The organism is Marinobacterium iners DSM 11526, from assembly GCF_900107855.1.
GTDB lineage: Bacteria > Pseudomonadota > Gammaproteobacteria > Pseudomonadales > Balneatricaceae > Marinobacterium > Marinobacterium iners.
In genome coordinates this window covers 98,445-123,953 of sequence record NZ_FNRJ01000007.1, presented here as the reverse complement: position 1 = coordinate 123,953, position 25,509 = coordinate 98,445, and the positions used below count along the sequence as shown (strand labels likewise).

Sequence of the window (25,509 nt, the reverse complement as noted above, 5' to 3'; positions counted from 1 at the left end):
CAAGAATTACTTCGAGTAGAGCTCGACGATCAGGTGCTCGTTGATGTCGGCTGAAAGATCGCTACGTTCCGGCAGGGACTTGAAAGTACCTTCCATCTTCGAAGCATCAACTTCAATCCATTCAACGGGAGCACGCTGAGCAGCCAGATCCAGTGCGTGTTTGATACGCAGCTGGTTTTTGGCTTTTTCGCGAACTGCTACTACGTCGCCAGCCTGTACCTGGTAGGAAGGAATATTAACTACCTGACCATTGACAGTGATCTGACGGTGAGACACAACCTGACGTGCTTCAGCACGGGTAGAACCATAACCCATGCGGTATACAACGTTGTCCAGACGGCCTTCGAGAAGCTGAAGCAGGTTTTCACCTGTAGCACCCTTGCGGCGTGCTGCTTCTTTGTAATAACCACGGAACTGACGTTCCAGCACGCCGTAAATGCGACGTACTTTTTGCTTTTCACGCAGCTGCAGACCGTATTCAGACAGGCGACCGCGACGGGCACCGTGAACACCGGGTACTGTTTCTGCTTTGCACTTGCTGTCAAGCGCGCGGACACCACTCTTCAGGAAGAGATCGGTGCCTTCACGACGGGACAGCTTGCACTTTGGTCCAAGATAACGAGCCATATTACCGTCTCCAGATTAAACGCGACGCTTCTTCGGCGGACGACAACCGTTGTGCGGAATCGGGGTCACGTCCGTGATGTTTGTGATTTTGTAGCCACAGCCGTTCAGTGCACGGACTGCTGACTCACGACCCGGTCCCGGGCCTTTCACAAACACGTCGAGGTTTTTCAGACCGTATTCCAGAGCTGCCTGACCGGCACGCTCAGCTGCCACCTGGGCGGCAAACGGGGTGCTCTTGCGGGAACCACGGAAGCCGGAGCCACCTGAAGTTGCCCAGCTCAGAGCATTACCCTGGCGATCGGTAATAGTGATGATAGTGTTGTTAAAAGAGGCGTGGATGTGCGCGAGCCCATCCGCTACCTGCTTTTTAACCTTTTTACGAGTGCGATTACCTGGCTTAGCCATATTCGGAAATTCCTATCGCTTACTTACGGATCGGCTTACGCGGCCCTTTACGGGTACGCGCATTGGTCTTGCTGCGCTGACCACGCACCGGCAAATTACGACGGTGACGCAGGCCACGGTAGCAACCGAGGTCCATAAGGCGCTTGATGTTCATGTTGACTTCACGACGCAAGTCGCCTTCAACGGTCAACTTGGCAATTTCACCACGAACATTATCGAGCTGCTCTTCAGACAGATCACCAATCTTGGTGCTAGGCGCAATGCCAGTAGCATCACAGATCTGTTGTGCAGTCGTGCGGCCTATCCCGTAAATGTAAGTCAGAGAAATTACCGCATGCTTATTGTCAGGAATATTGACGCCAGCTATACGGGCCATTCAATGTACTCCATATTTATGTCCTGGGAGAAATGCTCACCAGAACCAATCATTCTTTAGTTCGTGGAAGGCGCGCAATGTTACACCCTGATCAAAAATAAATCAAGGCTACGCACCTCCACTCCCGGCCAGCTGTGGATTAACCCTGGCGCTGCTTGTGTCGGGGCTCCACTTTGCAGATCACGCGCACGGAACCGTTGCGTCGTACGATCTTGCAGTTACGGCAAATCTTTTTAACAGATGCACGTACTTTCATGATCCACCTCATTAGGCTTAGCGCAGCAGACCTGCGCCGCCTTTAAGATTCGATTTTTTCATCAGGGACTCATACTGATGTGACATCAGATGCGACTGCACCTGCGCCATAAAGTCCATAACCACTACCACCACGATCAGCAACGATGTACCGCCGAAGTAGAATGGCACGTTCCAAGCTACCACCAGAAACTGGGGCATCAGCGAAACGGCCGTGATATAGAGTGCACCAAACAATGTCAGGCGACTCAGCACGGAGTCGATATACCGTGCGGACTGATCACCAGGACGAATCCCTGGAATAAAGGCACCTGATTTCTTCAGGTTATCTGCTACATCACGTGGATTGAAAACAATCGCAGTGTAGAAGTAGCAGAAGAACACAATTGCCATCGCAAACAGCAGAATGTACAGCGGCTGTCCTGGCCCAAGAGCCAGTGCCACATCCTGCAGCCACTCCATCCCTTCAGACTGACCAAACCATTGGCCAACCGAAGCCGGGAAGAGCAGGATGCTGGACGCGAAGATCGGCGGGATAACCCCAGCCATATTGACCTTCAAAGGCAGATGACTTGACTGCGCGGCATAGACACGACGTCCCTGCTGACGTTTTGCATAGTTAATGGTAATGCGGCGTTGGCCACGCTCCATGAACACAACAAAACCAACAGTAGCAATGGCCATGACAGCAATCGCCAGCAGCGCCAGGATATTGAGATCACCCTGGCGCGCTGATTCGAAGGACTGACCGATCGCACCCGGCAAACCAGCCACAATACCGGCAAAGATCAGAATCGAGATGCCGTTGCCAATGCCGTGCTCAGTGATCTGCTCACCCAGCCACATCAGGAATACAGCCCCTGCAACCAGCGTTACGACTGCTACAAAGTAGAAGCTCATATCGGCTGCGAAGGCAACGCCCTGACTGGCCAGACCAACTGCCATACCAAGCCCCTGTACAGTCGCGAGAATGACTGTACCGTAGCGGGTGTACTGGCTGATCTTGCGACGACCCGCCTCTCCTTCCTTCTTCAACTGCTCCAGGTGCGGACTGACCACTGTCATCAACTGCATGATTATGGATGCAGAGATGTAGGGCATGATCCCCAGCGCCAGGATTGACATCCTTTCCAGCGCACCACCTGAGAACATGTTGAACAGACTGAGAATGGTTCCCTGATTCTGATCAAACAGCGCAGCAAGACGATCAGGGTTGATACCCGGCACCGGAATATGAGCCCCGATGCGGTATACGATGATCGCAATCAGAACGAATCTGAGACGAGCCCAAAGCTCTTTCAGTCCACTCTGCATGCCTGCCGGTATTTGTCCTTGCTTAGCCATTTACGCCTCGACTTTGCCGCCAGCAGCCTCGATCGCAGCCTGTGCACCTTTGGTCACTTTAAGACCTTTAACGGTGACTGCCTTTTTGATCTCACCAGACAGTATCACGCGTGCAGACTTGATCTCTTCACGGATGATATCAGCCTGTTTCAGCGCAGCCAGGTCGACAACGTCAACACCGGCAGCAGCCAGTTCGTTCAAACGAACTTCAGCTACATAGCGCGCCTGACGAGAGGTAAAACCAAACTTCGGCAGACGACGCTGGATTGGCATCTGACCACCTTCGAAGCCCGGGTTCACGCTACCGCCAGAACGGGACTTCTGGCCCTTGTGGCCACGGCCACCAGTTTTACCCAGTCCGGAACCGATACCGCGACCTACACGCTTGGGAGCATGCTTGGAACCGGCGCCCGGGCGCAGAGAATTCAAACGCATTGGGTGACTCCTTTTATTCGCCTTCTACACTAACCATGTAGTTGACCTTGTTGATCATCCCGCGCACAGCCGGAGTATCTTCCACTTCTACGGTGTGGCCGATACGGCGCAGACCCAGACCCTTCACACACTGAATGTGCTTGGGCAGCCGACCGATGGTGCTACGAGTCAGAGTTACCTTGATAGTATTCGCCATCGCTTAGCTCTCCAGAATCTCTTCAACGGACTTGCCACGCTTGGCTGCAACATCTTCAGGCGCCTTCATGACTTTCAGGCCGTTGATAGTTGCACGTACTACGTTTACCGGGTTGGTAGAGCCGTAGCACTTGGCCAGTACGTTGTGAACGCCTGCCAATTCCAGAACGGCGCGCATTGCACCACCGGCAATTACACCGGTACCTTCTGAAGCGGGCTGCATGTAAACACGGGAAGCACCGTGACGGGCTTTAACCGGGTACTGCAGAGTGTGGCCATTGAGCTGGACGCTAACCATGTTACGGCGCGCCTGCTCCATCGCTTTCTGGATCGCAACAGGAACTTCACGTGCTTTACCGCGGCCGAAGCCCACACGTCCGTTACCGTCACCAACGACAGTCAGCGCTGTGAAACCGAAGATACGACCGCCTTTTACCACCTTGGCGACGCGGTTTACCTGAACCAGCTTCTCTTGCAGTTCACCGTCTTTCTGTTCGTGATTTGCCATAATAGAAACCTTTAGAATTCCAGGCCGCCTTCGCGAGCAGCATCAGCAAGAGCTGCAACACGACCGTGGTATTTAAAACCGGAGCGGTCAAACGCTACCTTGGAAACGCCTGCTTCTTTAGCACGGCTGGCGATCAGAGCACCCACTTTCTTGGCTGCTTCGATATTTCCGGTAGCACCTTCACGCAGATCTTTTTCTACTGTGGAAGCAGAGGCCAGAACCTGGCTGCCATCAGCAGAGATAACCTGCGCGTAAATGTGACGCGGAGAGCGGTTCACGCAAAGGCGAACAGCACTCTGCTCGCGCATTTGCATGCGCGACCGACGCGCACGACGGATACGAGCTTGTTTCTTAACGTTCATGACCCTGCCTTACTTCTTCTTAGCCTCTTTACGGCGTACATATTCGTCAACATAACGAACACCCTTACCTTTATAAGGTTCAGGCGGACGGAATGCGCGAACTTCTGCAGCCACCTGACCAACACGCTGCTTATCAGCACCGCTGATAACGATCGTGGTGTTGTTCGGTGTTTCAGCTGTAACACCTTCGGGCAGTTCGTAATCGATCGGATGAGAGAAGCCAAGCGTCAGGTTCAGAACTTTACCTTTAGCCTGCGCACGGTAACCAACACCCAGCAAATTCAGGGTCTTGGAAAAGCCTTCACTTACACCAACCACCATATTGTTGACCAGTGCACGTGTAGTACCAGCCAGTGCCATGGACTGTTTGGCGCCATCACGCGGAGCAAAAACGAGCTGACCTTCAGCCTGCTCTACAGCAACTGAAGCATGAACATCCAGGCTCAGCTGACCGTTTTTACCTTTGGCTGTCAGAGACTGACCCGCCAGTTTAATCTCCACGCCTGCCGGTACTACTACGGGTTTCTTCGCAATTCGTGACATTGGAATACCTCTTAGAATACCGTGCAGATAACTTCACCACCGATGCCGGCCTTACGGGCAGCGCGATCGGTCATGACGCCTTTGCTGGTAGAGACAATTGCGATACCAAGACCATCTGCCACTTTCGGCAGCTCAGACGCGCTCTTGTAGATACGCAGACTGGGACGGCTTACACGCTTGATCTCTTCGATAACCGGCTTGCCTTCGAAATATTTCAGTTCGATGGACAGGACCGGCTTAACATCACCTTCAACGGAGAAGTCGGTGATGTAGCCTTCATCCTTCAGAAGATTTGCCACTGCAATCTTCTGTTTGGAAGACGGCATGGCAACATGGGCTTTTTCAGCCATGTGTCCGTTGCGGATACGGGTAAACATATCCGCGAGGGTGTCTTGCATACTCATGCTATTAACGTCCTCTTAAGTGCAGCGCAGTGCGGTAGCAGGCAAATTGCCTGCCCTGACCACTGAGCTTACCAATGACAAGCTTACCAGCTTGCCTTCTTCAGACCCGGAACATCGCCACGCATAGCTGCTTCACGCAGCTTGATACGGCACAGTCCGAACTTGCGATATACGCCGTGCGGACGACCTGTAACCTGACAGCGACGCTGCTTACGCACCGGGCTAGCATCACGCGGCAATTTCTGCAGCGCGACCTGTGCATCCCACACCTCATCTTCTGAGCTGTTCGGGCTTGCAATAATTGCTTTGAGCTCAGCACGCTTTGCGGCGTACTTGTTCACGAGATTCTCGCGCTTGAGCTCACGATTGATCATGGAAACCTTGGCCATTATTCAACCCCTGCCTTATTTCTTGAACGGGAACTGCAGAGCGGACAGCAGCGCACGACCTTCGTCGTTATTCTTCGCGGTAGTGGTGATCGTAATATCGAGACCACGCAGCTTGTCGACTTTGTCATAGTCGATTTCCGGGAAGATAATCTGCTCTTTGACGCCCATGCTATAGTTACCACGGCCATCGAAGGACTTCGGGTTCAGTCCACGGAAGTCGCGGATACGCGGGATGGAAACGTCAACCAGACGATCCAGGAACTCCCACATCTGCTGACCACGCAGAGTGACTTTGCAACCGATAGGCCAACCTTCACGAACCTTAAAGCCTGCAATTGACTTGCGAGCATTGGTTACGACCGGTTTCTGACCAGCGATTGCAGTCATGTCAGCAACAGCGTTTTCGAGCTGTTTCTTGTCGCCCAATGCTTCACCAACACCCATGTTCAGGGTGATTTTGGTAACACGGGGAACGGCCATGACGTTCGGGCAGTTCAGCTCTTCTTTGAGCTTCTGCTTGATTTCGTTTGCGTAAAGCGCTTTCAATCTGGACATTTGCACCAACCTCTCTTACTTAGCACCAACGATGGTTTCGCCGGTAGACTTGTAGAAGCGGACCTTGGTGCCGTCTTCGAGCAGCTTGAAGCCTACACGATCGCCTTTTCCGGTCTGCGCGTTAAAGATAGCCACGTTGGAGGTCGCGATAGCCGCTTCCTTCTCAACAATGCCACCCTGACGACCCAGCATCGGATTGGGCTTCTGGTGCTTCTTGATCATGTTGATGCCAGAAACGATCAGACGATCGTCCTGAAGCACGCGCATAACCTTGCCGCGCTTGCCCTTATCTTTACCTGCGATAACGATGACTTCATCGTCGCGACGAATCTTACGCATTATTTTACCTTGTCTTTTCCTGCTACCCTCTCATGCTCAAAAACGCCAAACCCTACTGGGAGTGGCGTTTTTAACAAGACACTGTTAATAAACAGAGTCTTAGAGCACTTCAGGCGCCAGGGAAATGATCTTCATGAACTTCTCATTACGAAGCTCACGCGTTACTGGCCCGAAGATACGCGTTCCAATCGGAGCGTCGTTGTTGTTCAGCAGAACCGCAGAGTTGGTATCAAAGCGGATCAGTGAACCATCTGGACGACGAACACCTTTACGGGTACGTACTACGACAGCCTTAAGTACCTGGCCTTTCTTCACCTTGCCACGCGGAATTGCTTCCTTGACGGTCACCTTGATGATGTCGCCAACGGATGCGTAGCGGCGGTGGGAACCACCCAGGACCTTAATACACTGCACACGCTTGGCGCCGCTGTTGTCAGCAACATCAAGCATCGTTTCAGTCTGAATCATGGTCTACTCCACAAACTGTATAAACCGTCACCACAACTGCCATTAGCAGCTGAGGTGAGCAGGCATAATGGAGCAAAGGCGCACTAGTTTACACCTTTGCTGCACGCTCTTCAATGCGAATAAGCGACCAGGTTTTGGTCTTTGAAAGCGGACGGGATTCGGCAATAGTTACCAGATCACCCATCTGACACTCATTCTTCTCATCGTGAGCATGCAGTTTGGTGGAGCGCTTTACAAACTTACCGTAGATCGGGTGTTTTTCCTTACGCTCAACCAGAACTGTGATGGTTTTATCCATCTTGTCACTGACGACCTTACCGGTCACAGTCCGAGTACGTTTTTCCGCGCTCATTTGGTCACCTGCATTTCGTTAAGTACTGTCTTAACGCGAGCGATGTCGCGACGAACCTGACCAAGCAGGTGAGTCTGCGCCAGCTGGCCAGTAGCTTTCTGCATACGCAGGTTAAACTGGTCCTTCAGAAGGCCCAGCAGAGCCTGCTGAAGCTCTTCAACGGACTTGTCACGCAGTTCAGTAGCTTTCATTACATCACCGTCCGTTTAACAAAAGTGGTTGATACCGGCAGCTTGGCAGCAGCCAGAGCGAAGGCTTCTGCAGCCAGCTCTTCGGGAACACCGCTCATTTCAAACAGCACCTTGCCGGGCTGAATCTGAGCGACCCAGTATTCCACGCTACCCTTACCTTTACCCATACGTACTTCAAGCGGCTTGGTGGTGATCGGCTTATCCGGGAAAACCCGAATCCAGATCTTGCCACCACGCTTTACGTGACGGGTCATGGTACGACGGGCCGCTTCGATCTGGCGAGCAGTGATGCGGCCACGACCGGTCGCTTTCAGTGCAAACTCACCAAAGCTGACCTTGCTGCCGCGCTGTGCCAGGCCGCGGTTGCGACCTTTCATTACCTTGCGGTATTTCAGTCGTTTCGGTTGCAGCATTGACGTCTACCTCACTTAGAACCTTTCTTCTTGGGCGCGTTCTTCTCGGCACGTACCTGTTCGATACCGCCGAGGATCTCACCCTTGAAGATCCAGACTTTAACGCCAATCACACCATATGTAGTGTGGGCTTCGTAGGTAGCGTAATCGATGTCTGCACGCAGAGTGTGCAGAGGAACACGACCTTCGCGATACCATTCAGTACGTGCAATCTCGGCACCGCCGAGACGTCCGCCAACCTGAATTTTGATGCCTTTCGCGCCCTGACGCATGGCGTTCTGAACCGCACGCTTCATGGCGCGACGGAACATTACGCGACGTTCCAGCTGACTGGCGACGCTCTGTGCAACCAGTTTTGCATCCAGATCCGGCTTGCGTACTTCTTCGATGTTGATGTGAACAGGCACACCCATCATCTGGGAAACGGCGTTACGCAGCTTCTCGACATCTTCGCCCTTCTTGCCGATCACAATACCCGGACGAGCCGTGTAGATGGTGATCTTGGCATTCTGTGCCGGACGCTCGATTTCGATGCGGCTCACAGATGCATTTTTCAGCTGCTGATCCAGGTACTTGCGAACCTGGAGATCGTTCAGCAGCCGTGCAGAGTATTCAGACTTGTCCGCGTACCACACAGAGGTGTGGTCTTTAACGATACCAAGCCGAATACCGGTCGGATTTACTTTCTGACCCATATTGAACTCTCCTAGCAGTCAGCTCTTAGTCGGCCACCTTGACGGTGATATGTGACGTACGCTTCAGGATGCGATCAGCGCGACCCTTGGCACGCGGCCGGATACGCTTCATGGTCATCCCTTCATCAACGAAGATCGTTGATACACGCAGCTCGTCAACATCAGCACCTTCGTTATGCTCCGCATTCGCGATAGCAGACTCGAGTACTTTCTTGACCAGGTGTGCACCTTTCTTCGTGCTGAACGCCAGGATATTCAGAGCTTCGCCCACAGACTTACCACGGATCTGATCAGCGACCAGTCGGGCCTTCTGGGCGGAGATGTTGGCGCCTACATGCTTGGCGATAACTTCCATCATCAACCCCCTTACTTCTTCTTGGCCTTCTTGTCGGCTGCATGACCGCGGTATGTACGTGTCGCAGCGAACTCGCCCAGTTTATGGCCTACCATGTCCTCGGTAATAAAAACCGGAACATGCTGACGACCGTTATGTACTGCAATAGTGAGACCTACAAACTGTGGGAACACAGTTGAACGACGTGACCAGGTCTTGATCGGACGACGCTCGTTAGCCTCGATTGCAGCCTCTACCTTCTTCAACAGGTGAAGGTCAATGAACGGACCTTTCTTCAGTGAACGTGGCACAGCTGTATCCTCTTATTTAGCCTGACGACGGCGTACGATCAGTTTATCAGTACGCTTGTTCGAACGGGTTTTGTGACCCTTGGTCGGCACGCCCCACGGTGTAACCGGGTGACGACCACCAGAGGTACGACCCTCACCACCACCGTGCGGGTGATCAACCGGGTTCATCGCCACACCGCGAACGGTCGGACGAACACCACGCCAGCGCTTGGCACCAGCTTTACCCAGCTGACGCAGGCTGTGCTCAGAGTTGCTCACTTCACCCAGGGTCGCGCGGCATTCGGACAGCACCTTGCGAGTTTCACCTGAACGCAAACGCAGTGTCGCGTAGGTTCCCTCACGGGCTACCAGCTGTGCTGAAGTTCCTGCTGAACGTGCGATCTGAGCGCCCTTACCCGGCTTCAGTTCGACACAGTGAACAGTACTACCCAGCGGAATGTTACGCAGCGGCAGAGTGTTACCGATTTTGATATCGGCATCATCACCAGACTGGATTTTGGAACCCGCAGTCAAACCTTTAGCCGCAATAATATAACGACGCTCACCATCTGCGTACTTCACCAGAGCGATGTGCGCAGAACGGTTCGGATCGTATTCCACACGCTCGATTACAGCGGGGATACCATCCTTGTTGCGACGAAAATCGACGATACGGTAATGCTGCTTGTGACCACCACCGATATGACGGGTGGTGATACGGCCGTTGTTGTTACGACCACCGGACTTGCTCTTCTTCTCGACCAGTGCGGAAAAAGGCTTACCCTTATGCAGATCAGCGCTGACCACCTTTACGAGATGACGACGTCCAGCAGAGGTCGGCTTTGCTTTAATAACTGCCATTGTTCAACCCCTCGTTATTCGCCTGCCAGGAAATCGATTTCGGAGCCTTCGGCCAGACGGACATACGCTTTACGAACATCGTTACGCTTGCCAAGACCACGCTGAGTGCGCTTGGTTTTGCCCTTGATGTTCAGAACGCTGACGCCCGCGACCTTAACATTGAAGAGTTCTTCAACGGCTCGCTTGATTTCCGGCTTGGTTGCATCTTTGGCCACACGGAAGACAACCTGTTCGCTGCCTTCTGCTACGATTGTGGCTTTTTCAGAGATGTGCGGTCCGAGCAGCACTTTATAAATGCGTTCCGGGTTCATGCCAGCACCTCCTCAATTTTCTTCAGAGCAGGGACTGTTACCAGGACCTTCTCGAAACCAACCAGGCTAACCGGGTCGATACCTGCAGCGTCGCGTACATCAACGTGCGGAACGTTGCGCGCAGCCAGATACAGATTCTGCTCGACGTTTTCGGTAATCAGCAGGGCATTGTCCAGCTTCAGCTCACCGAGCTTGGCAATGAACTGCTTGGTTTTGGGTGCTTCAAGCTGGAAGTCTTCAACAACAACCAGACGTTCCTGACGCACCAGCTCAGACAGGATGCAACGCATTGCAGCACGATACATCTTCTTGTTTACTTTCTGAGCAAAGCTACGCGGCTGCGCAGCGAAGGTAACACCACCCGAGCGCCACAGCGGCGAGCGACTGGTACCGGCACGGGCACGGCCAGTTCCCTTCTGACGGAAGGGCTTGGCACCACCGCCGGATACAGCTGAACGATTTTTCTGCGCTTTGGTACCCTGACGGCCAGCTGCCATATAGGCAGTGACAACCTGGTGAACCAGCGCCTCATTGAACTCTTTACCAAAAGCCAGATCGGAAACTTCAACCGATCCGTTGGCTCCAGTCAGATTCAGATTCATAACAATCCTCCTCAGGCGCGTGCTTTAACAGCAGGTTTAACGATGACATCGCCACCAGTGGCGCCCGGGATTGCTCCCTTGACGATCAGCAGGTTGCGCTCTGCGTCAACACGTACGACTTCAAGAGTCTGTACGGTGCAACGCTCGTCACCCATGTGACCGGCCATCTTTTTACCCTTGAAGACACGACCCGGGGTCTGGCACTGACCAATGGAACCCGGAGCACGGTGAGAAACGGAGTTACCGTGAGTCATATCCTGAGTGCGGAAATTCCAGCGCTTAACACCGCCCTGGAAACCTTTACCCTTGGATTGACCGGTAACATCGATCTTCTGACCTGCTTCGAAGCGCTCAACCGTCAGCGAATCACCAACGTTGATTTCCTCGTCACCATTCAGACGGAACTCCCACAAACCGCGGCCGGCTTCGACACCTGCCTTGGCAAAGTGACCCGCTTCCGGCTTGCTCAGGCGATTGGCCTTCTTGCTTCCGGTGGTCACCTGTACCGCTGCATAACCGTCAGTTTCGACGGTCTTGATGCTGGTAACACGGTTCGGTTCCATTTCGATGACGGTGACTGGCACGGACACGCCATCTTCTGTGAAGATACGGGTCATACCCGCTTTACGTCCGATAAGTCCTACAGACATGTTTATACCTCTTGCCAGTTGTGTACGGGGCTGTCACCCGCTATGGCTGCCCTTTTCAGGCGCATTCCACAAATAGCGCTTCATTAATTGAATAATTAGCGCAGTGCTTATTAGCCGAGGCTGATCTGCACTTCAACACCCGCAGCGAGATCCAGCTTCATCAGTGCGTCGACAGTTTTTTCTGTCGGCTCAACGATGTCCAGTACACGCTTGTGAGTACGGATTTCGTACTGGTCACGCGCGTCTTTGTTGACGTGCGGAGAGATCAGTACGGTAAAACGTTCTTTGCGGGTAGGAAGTGGGATCGGACCACGCACCTGAGCACCCGTCCGCTTAGCAGTCTCAACGATCTCCTGAGCAGATGAGTCGATCAGGCGATGATCAAAAGCCTTCAGACGAATTCTGATTTTTTGGTTCTGCATTCTGATCACGCATTTCCTGTAAGTTTTTTAACGGCAATAGCCGACCTCCCCTCGGATAAAGGGGACGCAAATTTTACCCAGTGGAGCCACCATCGTCAACCGAAAGTTTACTTTTTGACCAACCATGGTAACAGCTACAAAAAAGCCCTCCGAGGAGGGCTTTTTGACTCATGCTGTAATCAACAAGGATTACGCAATGATTTTGGCAACAACACCCGCACCAACGGTACGACCACCTTCACGGATAGCGAAGCGCAGGCCTTCTTCCATCGCGATCGGGTTGATCAGGGTAACGGACATCTGAACGTTGTCACCCGGCATTACCATTTCAACACCTTCCGGCAGTTCACATGCGCCAGTGATGTCAGTGGTACGGAAGTAGAACTGCGGACGGTAGCCCTTGAAGAACGGAGTATGACGACCGCCTTCTTCTTTGCTCAGTACGTACACTTCGCCTTCGAACTGAGTATGCGGCTTGATTGAGCCCGGCTTGCACAGTACCTGACCACGCTCAACGTCGTCACGCTTGGTACCACGCAGCAGCGCACCAACGTTCTCACCGGCACGACCCTGATCCAGCAGCTTGCGGAACATCTCAACGCCAGTACAGGTAGTCTTGGTGGTGTCGCGGATACCCACGATTTCCACTTCGTCACCCACGTTCAGGATGCCACGCTCGATACGACCGGTTACTACGGTACCACGACCGGAGATGGAGAATACGTCCTCGATCGGCATCAGGAACGGCAGGTCAATTGCACGCTCAGGCTCAGGAATGTACTCGTCCAGAGTCTCAACCAGCTTCTTAACGGCAGAGGTGCCGAAGCCGTTGTCGTCTTCACCGTTCAGCGCCATCAGCGCAGAACCTACAACGATCGGAGTGTCGTCGCCCGGGAAGTCGTACTGATCCAGAAGTTCGCGAACTTCCATCTCTACCAGTTCCAGCAGCTCTTCATCGTCTACCATGTCCGCTTTGTTCAGGAACACGACGATGTAAGGTACGCCTACCTGACGCGACAGCAGGATGTGCTCACGGGTCTGCGGCATGGGGCCGTCAGCAGCAGAACATACCAGGATCGCGCCGTCCATCTGGGCAGCACCGGTGATCATGTTCTTAACGTAGTCAGCGTGTCCCGGGCAGTCTACGTGCGCGTAGTGGCGAGTCGGTGATTCGTACTCTACGTGTGAAGTAGAGATGGTGATACCACGCTCACGCTCTTCCGGTGCGTTGTCGATACCGTCGAAGGCAACGGCTGCGCCGCCCCATACTTCTGCACAGACGCGAGTCAGTGCAGCGGTCAGTGTCGTTTTGCCGTGGTCAACGTGGCCGATAGTACCTACGTTAACGTGCGGCTTGTTACGTTCAAATGATTGCTTAGCCACGGTTATATCCTCTTAATTCAGCAATTGGCTTATCAGTTCTGCTTAATAACGGCTTCGGCAATATTCTGCGGAGCTTCGGAATAACCCTTGAACTCCATAGAATAGGTCGCACGACCCTGAGACGCAGAGCGCAGGTCAGTAGCGTAACCGAACATTTCACCCAGCGGTACTTCAGCGTTGATCACCTTGCCGGATGTGCTGTCTTCCATACCCTGCACCAGACCACGACGACGGTTCAGGTCACCCATCACATCGCCCATGTACTCTTCAGGGGTTACGACTTCAACTTTCATCATCGGCTCGAGCAGACACGGACTGGCTTCCTGTGCATACTTCTTAAGTGCCTGTGATGCGGCGATTTTAAACGCCATTTCGTTGGAGTCAACTTCGTGGAAGGAACCGTCGTACAGACGTGCCTTCAAACCGATGAGCGGATAACCGGCGATAACACCGTTCTTCATCTGCTCTTCGATACCTTTCTGTACCGCCGGGATGTATTCCTTCGGAATCGCACCACCCACGATCTCGTTGACGAATTCCAGTCCTTCTTCATCACTCGGGCTGAACTCTACAACAACGTGACCGTACTGACCGCGACCACCAGACTGGCGAGCAAACTTGTGGTTTGCCACAACAGGCTTACGGATTTTTTCGCGGTAGGCAACCTGCGGTTTACCGATATTAGCCTCAACCTTGAATTCGCGACGCATGCGGTCAACGATGATATCAAGGTGAAGCTCACCCATACCGGAGATAATGGTCTGACCTGTTTCTTCATCGGTTTCGACGCGGAAAGACGGGTCTTCCTGAGCCAACTTGCTCAGTGCGATGCCCATTTTCTCCTGGTCAGCCTTCGACTTCGGTTCTACTGCAACGGAGATAACCGGCTCAGGGAATTCCATGCGTTCCAGAACAATCTTCTTGTCCAGGTCGCACAAAGTGTCACCCGTGGTTACATCCTTCAGACCGATCATCGCCGCGATGTCACCAGCGCGTACTTCCTTGATCTCTTCACGGCTGTTGGCATGCATCTGCACCATACGACCGATACGTTCTTTCTTCTGTTTGACAGAGTTGTACACACTGTCACCAGAATTCAGCACACCGGAGTAAACACGTACGAACGTCAGCGTACCAACAAACGGGTCAGTTGCGATCTTGAATGCCAACGCCGCAAACGGGGCATCATCATCCGCTTCACGTGTTTCAACGGTCTCAGCCTTGTCGTCGAGAGTACCTTCGATCGCCTTAACTTCTGTCGGTGACGGCAGGTATTCAATGACGGCATCCAGTACAGCCTGTACACCCTTGTTTTTGAACGCCGAACCAGCCTGCATCAGGATGATCTCATTGTTCAAAGTACGTGCACGCAGGCCTGCCTTGATCTCTTCAACGGTGAGCTCACCTTCGTTGAGATACTTGTCCATCAACTCTTCAGAGCCTTCAGCAGCAGCCTCGACCATCTGCTCGTAGTACTGATCGACGGTATCCTGCATGTCAGCTGGAATATCACCTTCTTCGAAGGTCATACCCATATCTTCTTCGTTCCATAGGATCGCTTTGCCGCGCAGCAAGTCGACAACACCCTTGAATTCATCTTCCGCACCAATCGGCAGATTGATTGGAACAGGGGTCGCGCCAAGACGCTTTTTCAACTGAGATTCGACCATGTAGAAGTCTGCACCGGCGCGGTCCATCTTGTTGACGAACACCATGCGGGGGACTTCATACTTGTTGGCCTGACGCCATACAGTCTCGGTCTGCGGCTGTACGCCTGAGGAGGCACACAGTACAACCACGGCACCATCCAGTACACGCAGCGAACGCTCAACTTCAATTGTGAAGTCAACGTGCCCCGGAGTATCGATGATATTAACGCGATGCTCTTCAAACTGTTTCTGCATGCCGCTCCAGAAACAGGTAACGGCTGCAGAAGTAATGGTGATACCGCGCTCCTGCTCCTGCTCCATCCAGTCGGTAGTGGATGCACCGTCATGGGTTTCACCCATCTTGTGGCTACGGCCTGTGTAAAACAGAACACGCTCAGTGGTGGTAGTCTTGCCGGCATCAACGTGCGCACAGATACCGATGTTACGATATCGTGCAAGTGGGGTAGTTCGAGCCACGACTCAATTCCTCTGATGTTTAGAAGCGATAGTGGGCAAAGGCCTTGTTGGCTTCTGCCATGCGATGCACGTCTTCACGTTTCTTAACAGCAGCACCACGACCTTCAGCAGCATCAGCAAGTTCACCTGCCAAACGCAACGCCATGGATTTCTCGCCACGCTTACGGGCGGCGTCTACCAGCCAGCGCATGGACAGAGCCATACGACGGGAGGGACGTACTTCCACGGGCACCTGGTAAGTCGCACCACCTACACGGCGGGACTTGACTTCAACCAGCGGCTGAACAGTTTCCAGTGCTTTTTCGAACAACTCCAGCGGATCCTGCTTGGTGCGTTCTTCAATTTTGTCCATCGCACCATAAACAATGCGCTCAGCAACAGACTTCTTGCCGTGCACCATCAGGTGGTTGATGAATTTTGCCAGTGTAATGTTACCGAATTTGGGATCCGGCAGGATTTCGCGCTTCGCAGCGACGCGTCTTCTTGGCATTGGATAAGCCCTCTGTAATAAATTAAGGTCTTCAGGATATGCGGATTGTATTCACATCCGCCCTTACTCTTATCGTCTTTCGGTCTCGCTTTAACAGCTACGCAACCCTAAGCGGCCACCGGCTGGAACAGCTTCACCGTCGGAGCGACGGGATCAGGACTTGGGACGCTTGGTACCGTACTTGGAACGACCCTGTTTGCGATCGTTAACACCAGAGCAGTCCAGAGAACCGCGTACAGTGTGGTAACGAACACCCGGGAGGTCTTTTACACGACCACCACGGATCAGAACAACTGAGTGTTCCTGCAGGTTGTGACCTTCACCACCGATGTAGGAAGACACTTCAAAGCCGTTGGTCAGACGCACACGACATACTTTACGCAGAGCCGAGTTCGGCTTCTTCGGTGTAGTAGTGTAAACACGGGTACACACGCCACGACGCTGCGGACATGCTTCGAGCGCGCGAACGTCGCTCTGCTGCACCTTGCGCTTACGTGGCTGGCGTACCAACTGGTTAATCGTTGCCATTAAGCAAACTCCACGTTTGGTTTTTTACCATCTTTATGAGCTGAACTTTGAGTCCAGCACGAAGGGGCCGGAATTTTAATCAATTCCGGCCCCTGACGTCAATTATTGAGCAATATTTACTCAGCGTCCGGCGAAGACATGGATGCATTGAGTGCTTCGGTCAGTGCCTGCTGCACATCTTCTGCACTCACGGTCATACCTTCTGTTGCCATCTGACGTTTACGCTTACGCTCGCTGTGGTATGCCAGACCCGTACCCGCCGGGATCAGTCGACCTACCACCACGTTTTCTTTCAGGCCGCGCAGGAAGTCACGCTTGCCGGTTACCGCACCTTCGGTCAATACGCGGGTTGTCTCCTGGAAGGAGGCCGCGGAGATGAACGACTCTGTTGCCAGAGAGGCTTTGGTAATACCCAGCAGTACGCGCTCGTACTTGGCCGGAATTTTGCCTTCAGCATCAAGGCGCTTGTTCTGATCAATGATCGCGGCATACTCAACCTGGTCACCCGGGATGAAGTCGGAATCGCCGGTTTCATTAATCTCGGCCTTGCGCAGCATCTGACGCACAATTACTTCAATGTGCTTGTCGTTGATTGCCACACCCTGGAGGCGATAAACCTCCTGGATCTCGCTGACAATGTACTTGGCCAGTTCGGCTACACCCAGGATTCGCAGGATGTCATGAGCGTTGGACGGACCATCAGAGATGACCTCACCCTTCTCAACCGTTTCACCCTCAAACACGTTCAGGTTACGCCACTTCTGGATCATGATCTCAACCGGATCAGAACCATCCAGCGGGGTGATCACGATGCGACGCTTGCCCTTGGTTTCCTTGCCGAAGGTTACGGTACCTGAAACCTCTGCCAGTACGGCAGACTCTTTCGGCTTACGCGCCTCAAACAGGTCGGCAACACGCGGCAGACCACCGGTGATGTCCTTGTTGACCGAACCTTCCTGCGGAATACGCGCAAGAATGTCACCGATCTGAACATCAGCACCGTCGTTCAGGTTTACGATCGCCTTGGCCGGCAACAGGTACTGGGCCGGCATTTCAGTGCCCGGGTGGAACACGTCGTTGCCCTGCTCGTCTACCAGTTTGACCATCGGACGAATGTCTTTGCCAGCCTGCGGACGATCCTTGCCATCCAGGATCTCAATGGTTGAGAGGCCTGTCAGTTCGTCGGTCTGACGTTTGATGGTGATACCATCTTCCATACCCACGTACTGGATGCGGCCCGCCACTTCGGTCACGATCGGATGGGTGTGCGGGTCCCAGTTGGCAACAACAGCACCGGCATCAACCTTGGATCCGTCACGTACCTTGATAATGGCACCATACGGCAGCTTGTAACGCTCACGCTCACGACCATGCTCATCGGTTACACCGACTTCACCGGAACGGGAGGTCGCCACCAGGTTGCCGTCAGTACGCTCAACGTATTTCAAGTTGTGCAGGCGGATTTCACCACCGTTCTTGACCTGAATGTTATCCACAGCAGCAGCTCGCGATGCAGCACCACCGATGTGGAAGGTACGCATGGTCAGCTGTGTACCCGGCTCACCGATCGACTGGGCGGCAATAACACCGACCGCTTCGCCACGGTTGACCAGATGTCCACGACCCAAGTCACGGCCATAGCAGTTGGAACAGATGCCGACCTGAGCTTCACAGGTGATCGCGGAGCGCACCAGAATCTCGTCAATGCCGCTGTATTTCTCGTCATTTTCCAGACGATAAACCCAGGTTTCGTCAATCAGCGTACCGGCTTCGATCAGCGTTTCCTTGCCGCTCGGGTCAAGCACATCCTGAGCCACGACACGCCCCAGTACACGCTCACCCAGAGTCACGATCACATCGCCACCCTCGATCATCGGCTGTACCAGTACACCCTTGTCGGTACCACAGTCCGGCTCGGTGATTACAACATCCTGTGCCACGTCAACCAGACGTCGAGTCAGATAACCAGAGTTTGCGGTTTTCAGAGCGGTATCCGCAAGACCCTTACGCGCACCGTGGGTTGAGATGAAGTACTGAAGTACGTTCAGACCTTCACGGAAGTTAGCCACGATCGGTGTTTCGATGATGGAACCATCCGGCTTGGCCATCAAGCCACGCATACCGGACAGCTGACGAATCTGTGCGGCACTGCCTCGAGCACCAGAGTCGGCCATCATGTAAACGGAGTTGAAGGACTCCTGCTCGACCTTGTTGCCTTCGGCATCGGTGACAACGTCGACTTTCAGGTTATCCATCATCTTCTTGGCCAGCAGTTCGTTGGCACGAGACCAGATGTCGATAACCTTGTTGTATTTTTCGCCCTGAGTTACGAGACCATCAGCGAACTGACGCTCGATCTCTTTAACTTCTTTATCGGCCTCGGCAATGATCTCGACCTTCTCGGCCGGGATTTCAAAGTCGTTCACACCGATGGAGGCGCCAGACATGGTCGCCTGACGGAAGCCCATGTACATCAACTGGTCAGCGAAGATTACCGTGTCCTTAAGACCACAACGGCGATAGGCTTCGTTCAACAGGCGTGAGATCGACTTCTTCTTCATCGCCTGGTCGACCAGTTCGAACGGAAGGCCATCAGGCACGATATCGAACAGCATGGCACGACCTACAGTCGTATCCTGCAGCTCATGACGCTCTTCCACATTACCTTCAATGTCACGGATCACTTCAGGAATACGTACCTTGATACGTGCCTGAAGATGAACCTGACCGGCACCGTGAGCGCGCTGCACTTCTTTGATGTCGGAGAAGATCATGCCTTCACCCTTGGCGTTGATACGCTCACGGGTCATGTAGTACAGGCCCAGTACCACGTCCTGAGACGGTACAATGATCGGCTCGCCGTTTGCCGGTGACAGGATGTTGTTGGTGGACATCATCAGAGCGCGGGCTTCAAGCTGAGCCTCGATGGTCAGCGGTACGTGCACCGCCATCTGGTCACCGTCGAAGTCAGCGTTGTATGCCGCACACACCAGCGGGTGCAGCTGAATCGCCTTGCCTTCGATCAGAACCGGTTCGAACGCCTGAATACCCAGACGGTGCAGAGTCGGCGCACGGTTCAGCAGGACCGGATGCTCACGGATGACCTCGTCGAGGATATCCCATACCAGCGGTTCTTCGCGCTCAACCATCTTCTTGGCCGCTTTGATGGTGGTCGCATGGCCACGCAGCTCCAGCTTGGAGAAGATGAATGGCTTAAACAGCTCCAGTGCCATTTTCTTCGGCAGACCGCACTGATGCAGACGCAGATACGGACCTACCACGATTACGGAACGACCGGAGTAGTCAACACGCTTGCCGAGCAGGTTCTGACGGAAACGACCCTGCTTGCCCTTGATCATATCGGCCAGGGATTTCAGCGGACGTTTGTTGGAACCGGTAATGGCACGACCGCGACGACCGTTGTCCAGCAATGCGTCAACGGATTCCTGCAGCATGCGCTTCTCGTTGCGCACGATGATATCCGGCGCGTTCAGGTCGAGCAGGCGCTTCAGACGATTGTTACGGTTGATCACACGACGGTATAGATCGTTCAGGTCGGAGGTCGCGAAACGACCACCATCCAGTGGTACCAGCGGACGCAGATCCGGCGGCAATACCGGCAGCACTTCCATGATCATCCAGCCGGGATCATTGCCCGACTTCAGGAAGGCTTCCATCAGTTTGAGACGCTTGGACAGCTTCTTGATCTTGGTTTCAGAGTTGGTCTGCGGCAGTTCTTCACGCAGCTGTTGGCACTCTTCTTCCAGGTCGATTGAAGCCAGCAGTTCTTTAATCGCTTCCGCACCCATACGGGCATCGAAGTCGTCACCGAACTCTTCCAGTGCTTCAAAGTACTGCTCGTCGTTCATCATCTGACCGCGCTCAAGCGTGGTCATACCCGGATCGATCACTACGAAAGATTCGAAGTAGAGTACACGCTCGATATCACGCAGGGTCATGTCAAGCATCAGGCCGATACGAGACGGCAGTGACTTCAGGAACCAGATATGTGCAACGGGTGATGCAAGCTCAATATGAGCCATGCGCTCACGACGCACCTTGGTTTGAGTGACTTCGACACCACACTTCTCGCAGATGACACCACGGTGCTTCATGCGCTTGTACTTGCCGCACAGGCACTCGTAGTCCTTGACCGGACCAAAAATCTTGGCACAGAACAGACCATCACGTTCCGGCTTGAAGGTACGGTAGTTGATGGTTTCCGGCTTTTTGACTTCACCGTAAGACCAGGAACGGATCATATCCGGTGATGCCAGGGACACACGAATGGAGTCGAACTCTTCGGACTGCCCCTGGGACTTCAGCAGATTCAGCAAATCTTTCATTGTCTATAGCTCCTCGCGGAGTTCTCTGCGCCGGGACCCGCGGATCCCGGCCTGGTGATCATTCAGGTCTTACTCGCTCTCAAGCTCGATATCGATGCCGAGAGAACGGATTTCCTTGATCAACACGTTGAACGATTCGGGCATACCCGGTTCCATACGGTGATCGCCATCGACGATGTTCTTGTACATCTTGGTACGACCGTTCACATCGTCCGACTTCACGGTCAGCATCTCCTGCAGGGTGTAGGCGGCACCATAGGCTTCCAGCGCCCAGACCTCCATCTCACCGAAGCGCTGACCACCGAACTGAGCCTTACCACCCAGCGGCTGCTGAGTAACGAGGCTGTAGGAGCCGGTGGAACGGGCATGCATTTTATCGTCAACCAAGTGGTTCAACTTCAGCATGTACATGTAGCCAACGGTTACCGGACGGTCAAACAGGTCGCCGGTGCGGCCGTCATACAGACGTACCTGACCACTGTCATCCATATCAGCCAGACGCAGCAGTGCCTTGATTTCGCTTTCCTTGGCGCCATCAAATACCGGCGTTGCCAGCGGTACACCGCCTTTCAGATTAGCAGCCAGCTCCAGGATTTCAGCATCGCTGAAGCTGTCCAGCTCTTCCTGACGACCCGCAGTCAGACCGCCGTGGTCATCATTGTAGATCTGTCCCAGGAAGGTACGCAGCGCCTTGACCTTCTCAGCCTTGGCCTGCTCCTGTTCCAGGATACCGTTGATCTTGCGACCCAGACCCTTGGCAGCAGCACCGAAGTGCGTTTCCAGAATCTGACCCACGTTCATACGTGACGGTACGCCCAGCGGGTTGAGCACGATATCGACCGGTTCGCCATTGGCATCGTATGGCATGTCTTCAACCGGCATGATAACCGAGATAACACCCTTGTTACCGTGACGACCCGCCATCTTGTCACCCGGCTGCACGCGGCGCTTGGTGGCAACGTATACCTTGACGATCTTGAGTACGCCCGGAGCCAGATCATCGCCGGTCTGCAGTTTGCGTTTCTTGTCTTCAAAACGCTTGTCCAGGTTCTCGCGACGTTCTTCCAGGTGCTTGCGTGCCAGCTCCAGTTCTTCTGCTACCGATTCATCAGCCACACGAATCTTGAACCATTCGGACTTTTTCAGTCCGGAGAGGAACTCTTCGCTGATCTCTTCGCCTTTCTTCAGACCTGCACCGCCTTCAGCGGACAGACCGACCAGCTTACGCTGCAGACGTTCGAAGGTTGCCTGCTCAACGATACGGAACTCTTCGTTCAAATCCTTGCGAATGCCATCCAGCTCTGATTTTTCGATCGAGAGTGAACGCTCATCCTTCTGCACGCCGTCACGGGTGAATACCTGAACATCGATAACCTTGCCGATAGTACCGGTCTTAACGCGCAAGGAGGTATCCTTAACATCGGACGCCTTTTCACCGAAGATCGCACGCAGCAGTTTTTCTTCCGGCGTCAACTGGGTTTCGCCTTTCGGCGTTACCTTGCCTACCAGAATGTCGCCCGGGCCCACTTCAGCACCGATGTGAACAATGCCGGCCTCATCCAGTTTGGAGAGTGCAGATTCGCCCACGTTGGGAATATCGGAGGTAATCTCTTCCGGCCCCAGCTTGGTATCACGCGCCACACAGGTCAGTTCCTGAATGTGGATGGTGGTAAAGCGATCTTCCTGCACCACACGCTCGGAGATGAGAATGGAGTCCTCAAAGTTGTAACCGTTCCAGGGCATGAACGCGATGCGCATGTTCTGGCCCAGTGCCAACTCACCCAGGTCAACGGACGGGCCGTCAGCCATGATATCGCCACGCTGTACCACTTCGCCCGGACGGACGATGGAACGCTGGTTGATGCAGGTGTTCTGGTTGGAACGAACATACTTGGTGAGGTTGTAGATATCCACACCGGCATCGCCCGCCTGAACTTCATCGTCATGTACACGTACCACAACGCGAGCAGCATCGACCGACTCGATCACACCACCGCGACGCGCAACCACGCAGACACCGGAGTCCTGCGCCACATTACGCTCAATACCGGTACCGACCAGCGGCTTCTCGGCACGGAGAGTCGGCACAGCCTGACGCTGCATGTTGGAGCCCATGAGCGCTCGGTTGGCGTCATCGTGTTCCAGGAACGGAATCAGTGCCGCTGCAACGGATACCACCTGACGCGGAGACACATCCATGTACTGGATACGTTCTGGCGGCATTACGGTAAATTCGTTGAGGTGACGCACTGCCACCAGATCGTCAGTCAGACGACCGTTATCATCCATGGCCGCTGAAGCCTGGGCGATAACGTACTTATTTTCTTCAATCGCTGACAGGTAATCGATTTCGTCGGTTACCTGACCGTCCAGCACACGACGGTACGGCGTTTCAAGGAAGCCGTAGTCGTTGGTGCGGGCAAAAACGGCCAGCGAGTTGATCAGACCGATGTTCGGGCCTTCAGGGGTCTCGATCGGGCAGACACGACCGTAGTGGGTCGGATGCACGTCACGGACTTCGAAGCCGGCACGTTCGCGGGTCAAACCACCCGGGCCCAGTGCGGAAACACGACGCTTGTGGGTGATTTCCGACAGCGGGTTGTTCTGGTCCATGAACTGCGACAACTGGCTGGAGCCAAAGAATTCCTTGATCGCGGCGGCCACTGGCTTGGCGTTGATCAGATCCTGCGGCATCAGGTTGTCGGATTCGGCCATTGAGAGGCGCTCACGTACGGCGCGTTCAACACGCACCAAGCCGACACGGAACTGGTTCTCGGCCATTTCACCGACGGAACGGATACGACGGTTGCCCAGGTGATCGATGTCATCTACGGTGCCACGACCGTTGCGAATCTCGATCAAGGTCTTCATGACGTCCAGAATGTCGCTCTTGTCGAGCACACCGGAACCGGTTACTTCTTCACGGCCCAGTCGACGGTTGAACTTCATGCGACCAACGCCGGACAGGTCATAGCGCTCTTCAGAGAAGAACAGGTTCTCGAACAGACCTTCAGCCGATTCCTTGGTAGGCGGCTCGCCGGGACGCATCATGCGATAGATTTCAACCAGCGCTTCCAGCTGACTGCGAGTCGGGTCGATACGCAGAGTGTCAGACACGAACGGACCACAATCCAGGTCGTTGGTGTACAGTGTCTCGATGCGATCAATACCCAGCACCTGCATCTTACCGATCAGTTCTTCGGTGATCTCGGCGTTGCAGTTGGCAACCAGTTCACCGGTACTCGGATCGACCAGGTTGCGCGCCAATGCCTTGCCGATCAGGTATTCGGCCGGCACGTTCAGCTGCTGCATGCCTGCCTTGGCCATCTGGCGGATGTGACGCGGGGTAATACGGCGACCCGCTTCAACAATCACGCTGCCTTCAGGGTCCTTGATCTCGAACGACATGGTCTCGCCACGCAGACGCTCCGGGATCAGGTCCATCCAGATGGCATCCTGCTCGAGGGTCCAGCCGGTGGTTTCAAAGAAGGTTTCGAGAATTTCTTCCGCTTCAAGGCCCAACGCACGCAGCAGAATGGTCGCCGGCAACTTGCGGCGACGGTCGATACGCACGAACAGACTGTCCTTCGGATCGAACTCGAAGTCGAGCCATGAGCCACGGTAAGGAATGATGCGGGCAGAATAGAGCAGCTTGCCTGAAGAGTGTGTCTTACCCTTGTCGTGGTCAAAGAACACACCCGGAGAGCGGTGCAGCTGAGATACGATGACACGCTCGGTACCATTAACAACAAAGGTACCGTTCTCGGTCATCAGGGGCATTTCGCCCATGTAAACTTCCTGCTCCTTGATATCCTTGACCGCCTTCGTAGAAGAGTCGCGATCATAGATGATCAGGCGCACTTTGACGCGCAGAGGCGCTGCGTAGGTGATACCACGCTGCTGACACTCTTTCACGTCGAATACGGGTTCGCCCAGACGGTAACCGGCGTACTCGAGGGCTGCGTTGCCAGAGTAAGAGACAATTGGAAATACGGAATTGAACGCAGCGTGCAAGCCTTCGTCACGACGTCCATCGCTTGCGTTGCCATCCTGCAGGAAGCGACGATAAGAGTCGAGCTGAATCGCCAGCAGGTATGGCACATCCATAACCTGTCGCAACTTGGCGAAATTCTTGCGAATGCGTTTCTTCTCAGTATATGAATAAGCCATCAGTGTTCCCCAGCATCTGCACCCAGGTTGAGAAGCCAGTCCGTCGCATGCCTGCGATCGGGCTGTGTAGCCATTATTTATTTGCTGTCTATAAATAACGGAAAAAGGCCGGTGGCGTTTCGCCACCAGCCATACGCTTT

Annotated in this window: 32 protein-coding genes; all 32 read right to left on the bottom strand. The window is 54.0% G+C overall.

Annotated elements, in window-relative coordinates; genetic code table 11:
- Positions 1 to 6 precede the first annotated feature (6 nt).
- Entirely contained in the window at positions 7 to 627 is a 621-nt protein-coding gene (gene rpsD, locus BLV48_RS09755) for a 30S ribosomal protein S4 (protein ID WP_091826432.1), read from the bottom strand.
- Between the two features lie 15 nt (positions 628 to 642).
- A complete protein-coding gene (gene rpsK / locus BLV48_RS09750; protein ID WP_010324082.1) occupies positions 643 to 1,032 on the bottom strand; it encodes a 30S ribosomal protein S11 in 390 nt (129 codons plus the stop codon).
- A gap of 19 nt (positions 1,033 to 1,051) precedes the next feature.
- Complete coding sequence (gene rpsM / locus BLV48_RS09745) at positions 1,052 to 1,408, bottom strand: 30S ribosomal protein S13 (protein WP_091826430.1); 357 nt, start codon at positions 1,406 to 1,408, stop codon at positions 1,052 to 1,054.
- Between the two features lie 139 nt (positions 1,409 to 1,547).
- Positions 1,548 to 1,664, bottom strand: a complete 117-nt coding sequence (gene rpmJ / locus BLV48_RS09740) for a 50S ribosomal protein L36 (RefSeq protein ID WP_007021200.1) — start codon at positions 1,662 to 1,664, stop codon at positions 1,548 to 1,550.
- A 17-nt stretch (positions 1,665 to 1,681) separates the two neighbouring features.
- The gene (gene secY / locus BLV48_RS09735) at positions 1,682 to 3,007 is read right to left on the bottom strand and encodes a preprotein translocase subunit SecY (protein WP_091826428.1); all 1,326 of its coding nucleotides are present in this window, start codon (positions 3,005 to 3,007) and stop codon (positions 1,682 to 1,684) included.
- Positions 3,008 to 3,442 carry a 50S ribosomal protein L15 gene (gene rplO, locus BLV48_RS09730; protein WP_091826427.1) on the bottom strand — a complete coding sequence of 145 codons (435 nt, stop codon included), beginning with the start codon at positions 3,440 to 3,442 and terminating at the stop codon, positions 3,008 to 3,010.
- A 13-nt stretch (positions 3,443 to 3,455) separates the two neighbouring features.
- Positions 3,456 to 3,638, bottom strand: coding sequence for a 50S ribosomal protein L30 (gene rpmD / locus BLV48_RS09725; protein WP_091826425.1), 183 nt, complete (start codon positions 3,636 to 3,638; stop codon positions 3,456 to 3,458).
- 3 nt (positions 3,639 to 3,641) lie between these two features.
- Complete coding sequence (rpsE, locus tag BLV48_RS09720; protein ID WP_091826423.1) at positions 3,642 to 4,145, bottom strand: 30S ribosomal protein S5; 504 nt, start codon at positions 4,143 to 4,145, stop codon at positions 3,642 to 3,644.
- Between the two features lie 11 nt (positions 4,146 to 4,156).
- Positions 4,157 to 4,507 (bottom strand): 50S ribosomal protein L18, encoded by a 351-nt coding sequence (gene rplR / locus BLV48_RS09715; RefSeq protein ID WP_091826421.1) that lies wholly within the window; start codon positions 4,505 to 4,507, stop codon positions 4,157 to 4,159.
- 9 nt (positions 4,508 to 4,516) lie between these two features.
- Positions 4,517 to 5,050 carry a 50S ribosomal protein L6 gene (rplF, locus tag BLV48_RS09710; protein ID WP_091826419.1) on the bottom strand — a complete coding sequence of 178 codons (534 nt, stop codon included), beginning with the start codon at positions 5,048 to 5,050 and terminating at the stop codon, positions 4,517 to 4,519.
- Positions 5,051 to 5,061: 11 nt separating this feature from the next.
- Positions 5,062 to 5,454, bottom strand: coding sequence for a 30S ribosomal protein S8 (rpsH, locus tag BLV48_RS09705; RefSeq protein ID WP_091826417.1), 393 nt, complete (start codon positions 5,452 to 5,454; stop codon positions 5,062 to 5,064).
- An 83-nt stretch (positions 5,455 to 5,537) separates the two neighbouring features.
- Complete coding sequence (gene rpsN, locus BLV48_RS09700; RefSeq protein WP_091826414.1) at positions 5,538 to 5,843, bottom strand: 30S ribosomal protein S14; 306 nt, start codon at positions 5,841 to 5,843, stop codon at positions 5,538 to 5,540.
- A gap of 15 nt (positions 5,844 to 5,858) precedes the next feature.
- Complete coding sequence (gene rplE / locus BLV48_RS09695) at positions 5,859 to 6,398, bottom strand: 50S ribosomal protein L5 (RefSeq protein ID WP_091826412.1); 540 nt, start codon at positions 6,396 to 6,398, stop codon at positions 5,859 to 5,861.
- 15 nt (positions 6,399 to 6,413) lie between these two features.
- Positions 6,414 to 6,737 carry a 50S ribosomal protein L24 gene (gene rplX / locus BLV48_RS09690; RefSeq protein ID WP_091826410.1) on the bottom strand — a complete coding sequence of 108 codons (324 nt, stop codon included), beginning with the start codon at positions 6,735 to 6,737 and terminating at the stop codon, positions 6,414 to 6,416.
- Between the two features lie 99 nt (positions 6,738 to 6,836).
- Positions 6,837 to 7,205: a 50S ribosomal protein L14 gene (gene rplN / locus BLV48_RS09685; RefSeq protein WP_091826408.1), complete on the bottom strand. Its 369-nt coding sequence runs from the start codon at positions 7,203 to 7,205 to the stop codon at positions 6,837 to 6,839.
- 88 nt (positions 7,206 to 7,293) lie between these two features.
- Entirely contained in the window at positions 7,294 to 7,557 is a 264-nt protein-coding gene (gene rpsQ / locus BLV48_RS09680) for a 30S ribosomal protein S17 (protein ID WP_010324095.1), read from the bottom strand.
- Positions 7,554 to 7,748: a 50S ribosomal protein L29 gene (gene rpmC, locus BLV48_RS09675; RefSeq protein ID WP_091826407.1), complete on the bottom strand. Its 195-nt coding sequence runs from the start codon at positions 7,746 to 7,748 to the stop codon at positions 7,554 to 7,556. Before rpmC ends, rpsQ begins: the two co-directional genes overlap by 4 nt.
- The gene (gene rplP, locus BLV48_RS09670; RefSeq protein ID WP_091826405.1) at positions 7,748 to 8,161 is read right to left on the bottom strand and encodes a 50S ribosomal protein L16; all 414 of its coding nucleotides are present in this window, start codon (positions 8,159 to 8,161) and stop codon (positions 7,748 to 7,750) included. Before rplP ends, rpmC begins: the two co-directional genes overlap by 1 nt.
- A gap of 11 nt (positions 8,162 to 8,172) precedes the next feature.
- Positions 8,173 to 8,856, bottom strand: coding sequence for a 30S ribosomal protein S3 (gene rpsC / locus BLV48_RS09665; RefSeq protein ID WP_091826403.1), 684 nt, complete (start codon positions 8,854 to 8,856; stop codon positions 8,173 to 8,175).
- 25 nt (positions 8,857 to 8,881) lie between these two features.
- Positions 8,882 to 9,214, bottom strand: coding sequence for a 50S ribosomal protein L22 (rplV, locus tag BLV48_RS09660; protein WP_425270423.1), 333 nt, complete (start codon positions 9,212 to 9,214; stop codon positions 8,882 to 8,884).
- Between the two features lie 8 nt (positions 9,215 to 9,222).
- Positions 9,223 to 9,501, bottom strand: coding sequence for a 30S ribosomal protein S19 (gene rpsS, locus BLV48_RS09655; RefSeq protein WP_010324100.1), 279 nt, complete (start codon positions 9,499 to 9,501; stop codon positions 9,223 to 9,225).
- Between the two features lie 12 nt (positions 9,502 to 9,513).
- Positions 9,514 to 10,341 (bottom strand): 50S ribosomal protein L2, encoded by an 828-nt coding sequence (rplB, locus tag BLV48_RS09650; RefSeq protein WP_091826398.1) that lies wholly within the window; start codon positions 10,339 to 10,341, stop codon positions 9,514 to 9,516.
- A 14-nt stretch (positions 10,342 to 10,355) separates the two neighbouring features.
- Positions 10,356 to 10,652 (bottom strand): 50S ribosomal protein L23, encoded by a 297-nt coding sequence (rplW, locus tag BLV48_RS09645; protein WP_091826395.1) that lies wholly within the window; start codon positions 10,650 to 10,652, stop codon positions 10,356 to 10,358.
- Positions 10,649 to 11,254: a 50S ribosomal protein L4 gene (gene rplD, locus BLV48_RS09640; RefSeq protein WP_091826393.1), complete on the bottom strand. Its 606-nt coding sequence runs from the start codon at positions 11,252 to 11,254 to the stop codon at positions 10,649 to 10,651. The genes rplW and rplD overlap by 4 nt, the downstream gene beginning before the upstream one ends.
- Before the next feature lie 11 nt (positions 11,255 to 11,265).
- Positions 11,266 to 11,904 carry a 50S ribosomal protein L3 gene (gene rplC / locus BLV48_RS09635; RefSeq protein WP_091826391.1) on the bottom strand — a complete coding sequence of 213 codons (639 nt, stop codon included), beginning with the start codon at positions 11,902 to 11,904 and terminating at the stop codon, positions 11,266 to 11,268.
- A gap of 110 nt (positions 11,905 to 12,014) precedes the next feature.
- Entirely contained in the window at positions 12,015 to 12,326 is a 312-nt protein-coding gene (gene rpsJ, locus BLV48_RS09630) for a 30S ribosomal protein S10 (protein WP_091826389.1), read from the bottom strand.
- A gap of 189 nt (positions 12,327 to 12,515) precedes the next feature.
- A complete protein-coding gene (tuf, locus tag BLV48_RS09625) occupies positions 12,516 to 13,709 on the bottom strand; it encodes an elongation factor Tu (protein WP_091826387.1) in 1,194 nt (397 codons plus the stop codon).
- Positions 13,710 to 13,741: 32 nt separating this feature from the next.
- Complete coding sequence (gene fusA, locus BLV48_RS09620; RefSeq protein ID WP_091826385.1) at positions 13,742 to 15,835, bottom strand: elongation factor G; 2,094 nt, start codon at positions 15,833 to 15,835, stop codon at positions 13,742 to 13,744.
- A gap of 19 nt (positions 15,836 to 15,854) precedes the next feature.
- Positions 15,855 to 16,325 (bottom strand): 30S ribosomal protein S7, encoded by a 471-nt coding sequence (rpsG, locus tag BLV48_RS09615; protein WP_091826383.1) that lies wholly within the window; start codon positions 16,323 to 16,325, stop codon positions 15,855 to 15,857.
- A gap of 153 nt (positions 16,326 to 16,478) precedes the next feature.
- Complete coding sequence (gene rpsL, locus BLV48_RS09610; protein ID WP_091826381.1) at positions 16,479 to 16,853, bottom strand: 30S ribosomal protein S12; 375 nt, start codon at positions 16,851 to 16,853, stop codon at positions 16,479 to 16,481.
- A 116-nt stretch (positions 16,854 to 16,969) separates the two neighbouring features.
- Positions 16,970 to 21,199 carry a DNA-directed RNA polymerase subunit beta' gene (rpoC, locus tag BLV48_RS09605; RefSeq protein WP_091826379.1) on the bottom strand — a complete coding sequence of 1,410 codons (4,230 nt, stop codon included), beginning with the start codon at positions 21,197 to 21,199 and terminating at the stop codon, positions 16,970 to 16,972.
- Between the two features lie 69 nt (positions 21,200 to 21,268).
- On the bottom strand, positions 21,269 to 25,369 hold the full coding sequence (gene rpoB / locus BLV48_RS09600; protein WP_091826378.1) for a DNA-directed RNA polymerase subunit beta: 4,101 nt from the start codon (positions 25,367 to 25,369) through the stop codon (positions 21,269 to 21,271).
- Between the last annotated feature and the right edge of the window lie 140 nt (positions 25,370 to 25,509).

Excerpts from the sequence above, each read along its gene's own strand:
- rpsD (WP_091826432.1), bottom strand. The coding sequence starts at position 627 with ATGGCTCGTTATCTTGGACCAAAGTGCAAGCTGTCCCGTCGTGAAGGC.
- rpsK (WP_010324082.1), bottom strand. The coding sequence starts at position 1,032 with ATGGCTAAGCCAGGTAATCGCACTCGTAAAAAGGTTAAAAAGCAGGTA.
- rpsM (WP_091826430.1), bottom strand. The coding sequence starts at position 1,408 with ATGGCCCGTATAGCTGGCGTCAATATTCCTGACAATAAGCATGCGGTA.
- rpmJ (WP_007021200.1), bottom strand. The coding sequence starts at position 1,664 with ATGAAAGTACGTGCATCTGTTAAAAAGATTTGCCGTAACTGCAAGATC.
- secY (WP_091826428.1), bottom strand. The coding sequence starts at position 3,007 with ATGGCTAAGCAAGGACAAATACCGGCAGGCATGCAGAGTGGACTGAAA.
- rplO (WP_091826427.1), bottom strand. The coding sequence starts at position 3,442 with ATGCGTTTGAATTCTCTGCGCCCGGGCGCCGGTTCCAAGCATGCTCCC.
- rpmD (WP_091826425.1), bottom strand. The coding sequence starts at position 3,638 with ATGGCGAATACTATCAAGGTAACTCTGACTCGTAGCACCATCGGTCGG.
- rpsE (WP_091826423.1), bottom strand. The coding sequence starts at position 4,145 with ATGGCAAATCACGAACAGAAAGACGGTGAACTGCAAGAGAAGCTGGTT.
- rplR (WP_091826421.1), bottom strand. The coding sequence starts at position 4,507 with ATGAACGTTAAGAAACAAGCTCGTATCCGTCGTGCGCGTCGGTCGCGC.
- rplF (WP_091826419.1), bottom strand. The coding sequence starts at position 5,050 with ATGTCACGAATTGCGAAGAAACCCGTAGTAGTACCGGCAGGCGTGGAG.
- rpsH (WP_091826417.1), bottom strand. The coding sequence starts at position 5,454 with ATGAGTATGCAAGACACCCTCGCGGATATGTTTACCCGTATCCGCAAC.
- rpsN (WP_091826414.1), bottom strand. The coding sequence starts at position 5,843 with ATGGCCAAGGTTTCCATGATCAATCGTGAGCTCAAGCGCGAGAATCTC.
- rplE (WP_091826412.1), bottom strand. The coding sequence starts at position 6,398 with ATGTCCAGATTGAAAGCGCTTTACGCAAACGAAATCAAGCAGAAGCTC.
- rplX (WP_091826410.1), bottom strand. The coding sequence starts at position 6,737 with ATGCGTAAGATTCGTCGCGACGATGAAGTCATCGTTATCGCAGGTAAA.
- rplN (WP_091826408.1), bottom strand. The coding sequence starts at position 7,205 with ATGATTCAGACTGAAACGATGCTTGATGTTGCTGACAACAGCGGCGCC.
- rpsQ (WP_010324095.1), bottom strand. The coding sequence starts at position 7,557 with ATGAGCGCGGAAAAACGTACTCGGACTGTGACCGGTAAGGTCGTCAGT.
- rpmC (WP_091826407.1), bottom strand. The coding sequence starts at position 7,748 with ATGAAAGCTACTGAACTGCGTGACAAGTCCGTTGAAGAGCTTCAGCAG.
- rplP (WP_091826405.1), bottom strand. The coding sequence starts at position 8,161 with ATGCTGCAACCGAAACGACTGAAATACCGCAAGGTAATGAAAGGTCGC.
- rpsC (WP_091826403.1), bottom strand. The coding sequence starts at position 8,856 with ATGGGTCAGAAAGTAAATCCGACCGGTATTCGGCTTGGTATCGTTAAA.
- rplV (WP_425270423.1), bottom strand. The coding sequence starts at position 9,214 with ATGATGGAAGTTATCGCCAAGCATGTAGGCGCCAACATCTCCGCCCAG.
- rplB (WP_091826398.1), bottom strand. The coding sequence starts at position 10,341 with ATGGCAGTTATTAAAGCAAAGCCGACCTCTGCTGGACGTCGTCATCTC.
- rplW (WP_091826395.1), bottom strand. The coding sequence starts at position 10,652 with ATGAACCCGGAACGCATTTATAAAGTGCTGCTCGGACCGCACATCTCT.
- rplD (WP_091826393.1), bottom strand. The coding sequence starts at position 11,254 with ATGAATCTGAATCTGACTGGAGCCAACGGATCGGTTGAAGTTTCCGAT.
- rplC (WP_091826391.1), bottom strand. The coding sequence starts at position 11,904 with ATGTCTGTAGGACTTATCGGACGTAAAGCGGGTATGACCCGTATCTTC.
- rpsJ (WP_091826389.1), bottom strand. The coding sequence starts at position 12,326 with ATGCAGAACCAAAAAATCAGAATTCGTCTGAAGGCTTTTGATCATCGC.
- rpsG (WP_091826383.1), bottom strand. The coding sequence starts at position 16,325 with ATGCCAAGAAGACGCGTCGCTGCGAAGCGCGAAATCCTGCCGGATCCC.
- rpsL (WP_091826381.1), bottom strand. The coding sequence starts at position 16,853 with ATGGCAACGATTAACCAGTTGGTACGCCAGCCACGTAAGCGCAAGGTG.
- rpoC (WP_091826379.1), bottom strand. The coding sequence starts at position 21,199 with ATGAAAGATTTGCTGAATCTGCTGAAGTCCCAGGGGCAGTCCGAAGAG.
- rpoB (WP_091826378.1), bottom strand. The coding sequence starts at position 25,369 with ATGGCTTATTCATATACTGAGAAGAAACGCATTCGCAAGAATTTCGCC.